The sequence below is a fragment of the Pricia sp. genome, from assembly GCF_041745955.1.
GTDB lineage: Bacteria > Bacteroidota > Bacteroidia > Flavobacteriales > Flavobacteriaceae > Pricia.
In genome coordinates this window covers 1-6,209 of record NZ_JBGTHY010000413.1, presented here as the reverse complement: position 1 = coordinate 6,209, position 6,209 = coordinate 1, and the positions used below count along the sequence as shown (strand labels likewise).

The window sequence follows — 6,209 nt, the reverse complement described above, 5'->3', positions numbered from 1 at the left end:
CAGGTCGGGTAGCAGGTCATCGGTGAGGTTTCCGGAAAGCGAAATATCGGAGTTGAGCTTGCCCTGCAGTACTTGTGCGATCGGTGCCAGCGACTTGAATAGCTCCAACGATTTAAAGGTCTCCGCAATCTGCAATTGGCTCATATCGAGTTTCATGTCGAAGGTCGGGGTATCCGGTTTGGTGGAGACGGCGCCGTTAAAGGCCATCTTTCCGTCGAAAATGGAGGAGGTCATGTTCGAAAGCGTGGCGGTTTCATCTTTGATACGTAGCGTTCCCTTGACATCCTTTAAGGTCAAATTATCGTAGAGCACCGTATTGGCAACCGCATTGATGGTAACATCCAAAAAAGAGGGAATCTTTATTTTCTCCCCTGATTTTGGTGCTTCAGATTCATCTTCCGGTTTTTCCTTTCTTTCTTTGGAAGGCTCTTCCGTTTCCTCGACCATAAAATCGTTCAGGGCAAAAGTGTTGGAATTTAGGTCGAAATTGCCCCGCACCTTTTCGTCGTTGAACATATAGCCTAGCAGATTGTCGATAGTACCCTTGGCGTTGAAGTCCGTTTTTCCGGTGGTTCCGTTGAGTTCTTGCAAGGTCACGGTCTTGGGATTGAAGGTGACCGCCATGGCGCTCAATTTAATTGGATTTGCAAAATCCTCGGAATTGTATTCAAAATCACTAAGGCTCATCGTACCCGTAGTAGCCGTATTTTCATACTGCTCTTTCTCAATGGATGCCATATCGAAAGCCGTATTGATATCCGCGGAAAGCAATCCCTTTAAATTCAGGTCGACTGGAACAGGATAGGCTTGAGATACGTTCGCAAGGTTCATTTTACCATCGATATGGGCCTTTACTTGGGTGTTTCCCATCAATTCCTTAATATTGGCCGTCATGTTGAACTTGTCTTGATCGATCATGAACGCTAATTTGTCGATATCGACATAGGTATCCTCTACGATACCCGTGGTATTATTGATTTTGGTGTCAATATGGATGTTCGACACCGACTTCGGCAAATCGGGATACTTGAAGGAAGCGTTGTTGGAGCTGATGTTGATATTAAATTTTGGGATGTGTGTTTCGTCAACTATTCCGCTGAATTTGCCTTCGACCACAAAATCTCCCGTGGTCGTTACATTTTCGATGTTCTTGGAATATTCTTCGGGAATGACCGCCAAAAAGTTCTTAAAATCCGAGGATGGCGTCTTAAAACTGATGTCCACTTCTTGGGTCTCGTCGTCGTTCAGTTTTACGAAACCGTCGAATACCAAGGGCAACTGATTGATCAAGGCCTCATTTTTAAGGAAGGAGTATTTGCTCTCCTTCAAATCGACGCCGATCAGGGCATCGAGTTTTATCTTGTTTTTGTTCAGGTAATTGGTACTGTCCATTTCAAAGGATACCAGACCGTCGGTCATCGTCTGCAGTTCCGATTTGTCCAGCGAAAGGTCTCCGCTACCGGTGTGCTGCATTTCCGAAATTTCGAAACGCATGCCGGCCGCCCGGTCGTCATAAATAATGCGCGCATCGGAAATTTCGTAGGATTGCAGGTCGAGCATAAAGCCTTCTGAGGTATCTTCTCCGGGAGCCGTCTCCTCACCGGTGTCCAGTGCCACGTCGTAGCTTGCATTTTCGGCGGCATCTACCGTAATGTTGAGTTTGGCGCCGTCGACGATAAGACTTTTGATGCCGATGGGGTCGTCGGCCCCTTTGAACAACTCCCCTATTCCCATTTTCAGGGCCACTTCTTTGGATGCGAAGAGAGTGTCTCCCTCGAACGGGGCCTTATTGATCAAGGTGACCCCTTTCAGGCTGACTTCCGCATTGGGGAAACTTGCCAACAAACTTAAGTCGGCATCCTCGAAATCGAAAGTAGCGTTTACGTTTTTATTGACGTTGTTTTTGATGATATCGCCAATCTTGCCTTCCAAGAAAAAAGGAATGGCAATTAGGATAGCGATAATGACCAGAACGATGATACCTATTATTTTTAATGCTTTCTTTTTCATAAAAATTTATCCTTGTAAAAAATTCTAAGTTCCAAATATCCCTGAATTCAAGGCGTGTTCACCATGAACCGTTTGCTTCAAGTCGTAGTCTTCTATCGGATACCCGTTTTAGGCCCCAACATCCTCCGATAACAACTCACAAATCGTACAAATATTATACCTCAAGTTCGATTTCTTCGTTAACGGCCAATTTAAAGCGTTTTCGTAGGATATATACGAAAAAATAGAGGAAAGGCGTGTCGATAAGTGCTATAAAAATCTTAAAAAAGAAGCCGCTGATGACCAGTCCGAAAAACATACTCCACGGTAATACGCCGAAAACGCAGAGCAGACCGACTACGGTGAATGTATCGATAAACTGTGAAAGGAAGGTTGAGCAGTTATTACGGAGCCATAAATACTTGCCTTTGGTCAAATTTTTCCAAAAATGGTAAATACCGATATCGATGTACTGCGCAATCAGATAGGCGATCATCGATGCCAAGACCGCGACCGGGGACAGGGCAAAAACCTTTGTAAATGTTTTGTCGTCAATGGGCGAGGATTCTAGTGCCGGGGCTACCTCTGCGACCAAAATAATGGCCATGGAGAAGAGTGAGGCTAAAATGCCGACCGTGACAATCTGATTGGCCTTTTTTTTTCCATAGATTTCCGAAATGAGGTCGGTGATCAGAAACGTTATCGGATAGGGCAGGATACCTACGGATACCTCGAACAATGAAGCCCCAAAAACCTCGATTTTCCCGAACGGATTCCAGTAAAAGAATTTTTGGAATATGAGGTTCGAGACTACGAGCGAGGTAATGAACAAAGCGCCCAGATATAGATAGATCCGGTAGGCCAGTTTTTTGTCTTTTAGGGTCATGTATACCAAGTTAACAAGGTATTATTTGATGGCCAACACGAAAGGCATCCGTGCTTGCACCCCTTCCTGCTCCATGGCCGCTTTTACCTGCTTTAAAACGGAATAGGCCTCGGTACCTATTTCATCCTCTATAAGATTTTGTTTCGCACCGGCACCGGCACCTCCCAAATCTTCCATGATACGTTCAAGGCCTGTTTTGTATTTGGGAAACTTTTTAATGCCATAGTCCTTTAGTTCTGCCATATTCGCGGCTTCTTCAATGGCATCCCCTAGATTACCCAGCTTGTCTATAAGTCCGATGCGTTGGGCATCCACCCCGCTCCAGACCCTTCCCTGGGCAAGGCTATCCGCTTCGGCCACGCTAATGTTCCGACCCTGGGAGACCCGTTCTAAAAAAGTGTCATAGGTACTTTCGATACTTTCCTGCACCACATTCCTGAACTTATCCGTCATGGGCTCGAACAATGAATAGTCCACCGAATTCTTGTTCGTACCGACCTGCTCTGCGTTGATACCGATATCTTCTGCGAGCCCGGTCATATTCGGTACGGCACCGAATACCCCGATAGACCCCGTAATCGTAGTCGGTTCCGCAAAGATCTTATCGGCGCCTACGGCAATATAATACCCCCCAGAAGCGGCTACGTTGCCCATGGATACCACCACAGGTTTCTTTTCCTTGGCCAGTTCGATTTCCCGCCAGATGATGTCAGAAGTAAGGGCGCTACCGCCAGGGGAATTGACCCGTAATACAATAGCCTTGACATTTTCATCGTCTCTGGCGTCGCGGATTGCCTCGGTAATAATACCTTGACCGATAATGTCGGGGCCGCCCTCGCCGTATAGAATCTCGCCTTGTGCAAATACCACCGCCACTTTATCCGCACCGGCATTGGTCGCCTTTTTATTGGAACGTACGACATAATCTTCCAAAAGCACTACGTTCAAGTCATTGTCAAGTACGGAATCTACCGCTCTTTTTAGGCTATTCTCGTACTGATCATAAAATAACACCCCGTCGATGAGCCCATTCTGTTGCGCAAGTTCCGGTGTTCTGCCACCGAGGGTATCGGCAATTTTGTTCAGTTGCTCGGGACCCATATTGCGGGAGTCGGAAATATCCTCGATCATGGAGTTCCATAAAGATCCGATCAGTTCCTTTATCTGCGTCCGGTTCGCCTCGCTCATTTCGTTGGCAATGAAGGGCTCAACGGCACTCTTGTATTTTCCGTGACGGATTACTTCCAGTTTTATACCCGTTTTTTCCTGAAGATCTTTGAAGAAAAGGACTTCCGAAGACAATCCTTTAAAATCCAACCCCCCAACGGGATTGACAAAAACGGAATCGGCGACGCTGGCGAGATAATAATCCTTTTGCGTATAAAAGTCGGCATAGGCATAGATAAACTTTCCGCTATTCTTGAAATCGCCCAAAGCCTTTCGAATTGCCTGCGTCTGCGCCAGACCGGCGAGAATAAAGTTATTGTTGAGGCTGATGCCCTTGATGTCTTCATCGTCTTTGGCGACGGTTATCGCCTGTAAAATCTCATCGAGACCCTGTGCCTGTTGAAAGAGACCGCCCGAAAAAGGGTCAAGCGCATTATCGCCTACATAGTCGCTGATGGGTTGCTGCAACTGGAGTTCCAACACCGAATTTTTTTTAATGGCGACCGAGTCCTCGGAACTGCCTATAAGGCTTATAAAAATGAAGAACATGACAAAAACAATACCGAATGCGATGATGGTGCCGATGATGGCGGCCAAGAGATTTCTTAAAAATTTCATAGAAAACAGCTAAAGAATACGTTCAATTTTTGCGCAAAGATACTGAACTCACCCCGATTTTTGGCGTTACGCCTTAATTTCAATTTTTGACTCTTGTGTCCATACTTTCTTTGTGCGGTAGTCGAGGCCAGGCCATCATCGTGAAGGATACCAACAAAAATTAGGGGCAAGGCCGATGAACTCAGGTCGACTTTTTGTTACTTTGCAGAATATTATGACCAGCCCTACAACTGCATATCTTTCGTTAGGAAGCAACCTCGGCGACCCCTTGACCAATCTACAGAATGCCGTTTTCGCCATTCAAAAAAAGGCGGGCGACATACAGCGTATTTCTCCCGTGTACCAAAGCAGCTCTTGGGGTTTCGATTCGAACGATTTTTTGAACGTATGTCTTTCGTTGAAAACGACCTTGACCCCTCATAAACTGCTTGAAACGGTCTTGCAGATTGAAACGGACCAAGGCAGAATCCGCTTTGAAGCGGATGGCTACCAAGATCGGAAAATCGATATCGATATAGTGTATTATGACCGGGAAACCGTGGTATCGGAGAATTTAGTCATTCCACATCCGGAGCTGCCTTTCCGTAAATTCGTGCTTAGGCCTTTGGCCGATATAGCCCCCCAGTTTTATCATCCAATTCTGAACAAAGACACCCGGAACCTGATTCAGGAGAGCAGGGACAAAGGAAGGTTGGAGAAAACGACATTTCGCCTGTTCAAGGACAGGGCTGAGGTGTTTTCACATACCAATTTTATCGCAATCGAAGGAAATATTGGGGCGGGAAAGACCACCTTGGCCCGTAAAATCGCCGAAGATTTCAACGCGAAGTTGGTATTGGAACGCTTTGCGGACAACCCTTTTCTTCCCAAATTTTATGAGGATCAGGGCCGATTTGCCTTTCCTTTGGAGATGTCCTTTCTGGCCGATCGATACCAACAGTTTACCGATGACACCTCACAATACGATCTATTCAAAAGCTTTATGGTCAGCGATTACGATATTTACAAATCACTGATATTCGCTCGAATTACCTTGCAAGAAGACGAATATGTCCTTTATGACAAACTGTTCCGTCTGATGTATAAGGAGGTTAAGAAGCCCCAAATCTATGTGTATCTCTATCAGACGACCGAGCGATTGCTGGATAATATCAAAAAGAGGGGGCGGGATTACGAGCAAAATATCACGCCAGAGTATCTCGAAAATATCAACAAGGGCTATTTAGGATTCATTAGGGGCTACCCCCAACAGAACAATCTGGTCATCGAACTCGGAGAGCTCGATTTTGTGGAAAATCAGGAAGATTACGAGCTCATCATCAATAAGATCGTAAAGTTTGCGTTGGGGCTGCCGCGGTGAATTTTGACCAAAAATCCCACACCACTACCCCAACGCTGACCGAAATGTTCAGGGAATGCTTGGTGCCGAACTGGGGGATTTCCAACACGCCGTCACAGGCGTTTACTACCTTCTGATCCACTCCCTTCACCTCGTTGCCGAAAATTAAGGCGTATTTTTTCGAGGTTTGGATGTGGAATTCATGTAGCA

At 46.0% G+C, this 6,209-nt stretch carries 5 protein-coding genes; 1 reads left to right on the top strand and 4 read right to left on the bottom strand.

What is annotated here, in order from left to right; translation table 11 throughout:
- The 3 genes from ACEW8S_RS14775 to sppA form a co-directional block, all read right to left on the bottom strand.
- Window positions 1–2,010, bottom strand: a 2,010-nt coding sequence (locus ACEW8S_RS14775; RefSeq protein ID WP_373518900.1) for an AsmA family protein, incomplete at its 3' end; no start/stop codon positions are given.
- A gap of 154 nt (window positions 2,011–2,164) precedes the next feature.
- Window positions 2,165–2,875: a queuosine precursor transporter gene (locus ACEW8S_RS14770; RefSeq protein ID WP_373518899.1), complete on the bottom strand. Its 711-nt coding sequence runs from the start codon at window positions 2,873–2,875 to the stop codon at window positions 2,165–2,167.
- 21 nt (window positions 2,876–2,896) lie between these two features.
- Entirely contained in the window at window positions 2,897–4,660 is a 1,764-nt protein-coding gene (gene sppA, locus ACEW8S_RS14765) for a signal peptide peptidase SppA (RefSeq protein ID WP_373518898.1), read from the bottom strand.
- A 214-nt stretch (window positions 4,661–4,874) separates the two neighbouring features.
- Between sppA and folK the strand changes: the two genes are divergently transcribed.
- A complete protein-coding gene (gene folK / locus ACEW8S_RS14760) occupies window positions 4,875–6,020 on the top strand; it encodes a 2-amino-4-hydroxy-6-hydroxymethyldihydropteridine diphosphokinase (RefSeq protein ID WP_373518897.1) in 1,146 nt (381 codons plus the stop codon).
- Here the strand turns inward: folK and ACEW8S_RS14755 are convergent.
- Window positions 5,980–6,209: TrmH family RNA methyltransferase (locus ACEW8S_RS14755; protein WP_373518896.1), on the bottom strand; the 230-nt coding region annotated here is incomplete at its 5' end. The two genes, folK and ACEW8S_RS14755, sit on opposite strands and share 41 nt — an antisense overlap.

What these genes read in the sequence shown, in the direction of transcription:
- ACEW8S_RS14770 (WP_373518899.1), bottom strand. Translation starts at nt 2,875, where the DNA reads ATGACCCTAAAAGACAAAAAACTGGCCTACCGGATCTATCTATATCTG.
- sppA (WP_373518898.1), bottom strand. Translation starts at nt 4,660, where the DNA reads ATGAAATTTTTAAGAAATCTCTTGGCCGCCATCATCGGCACCATCATC.
- folK (WP_373518897.1), top strand. Translation starts at nt 4,875, where the DNA reads ATGACCAGCCCTACAACTGCATATCTTTCGTTAGGAAGCAACCTCGGC.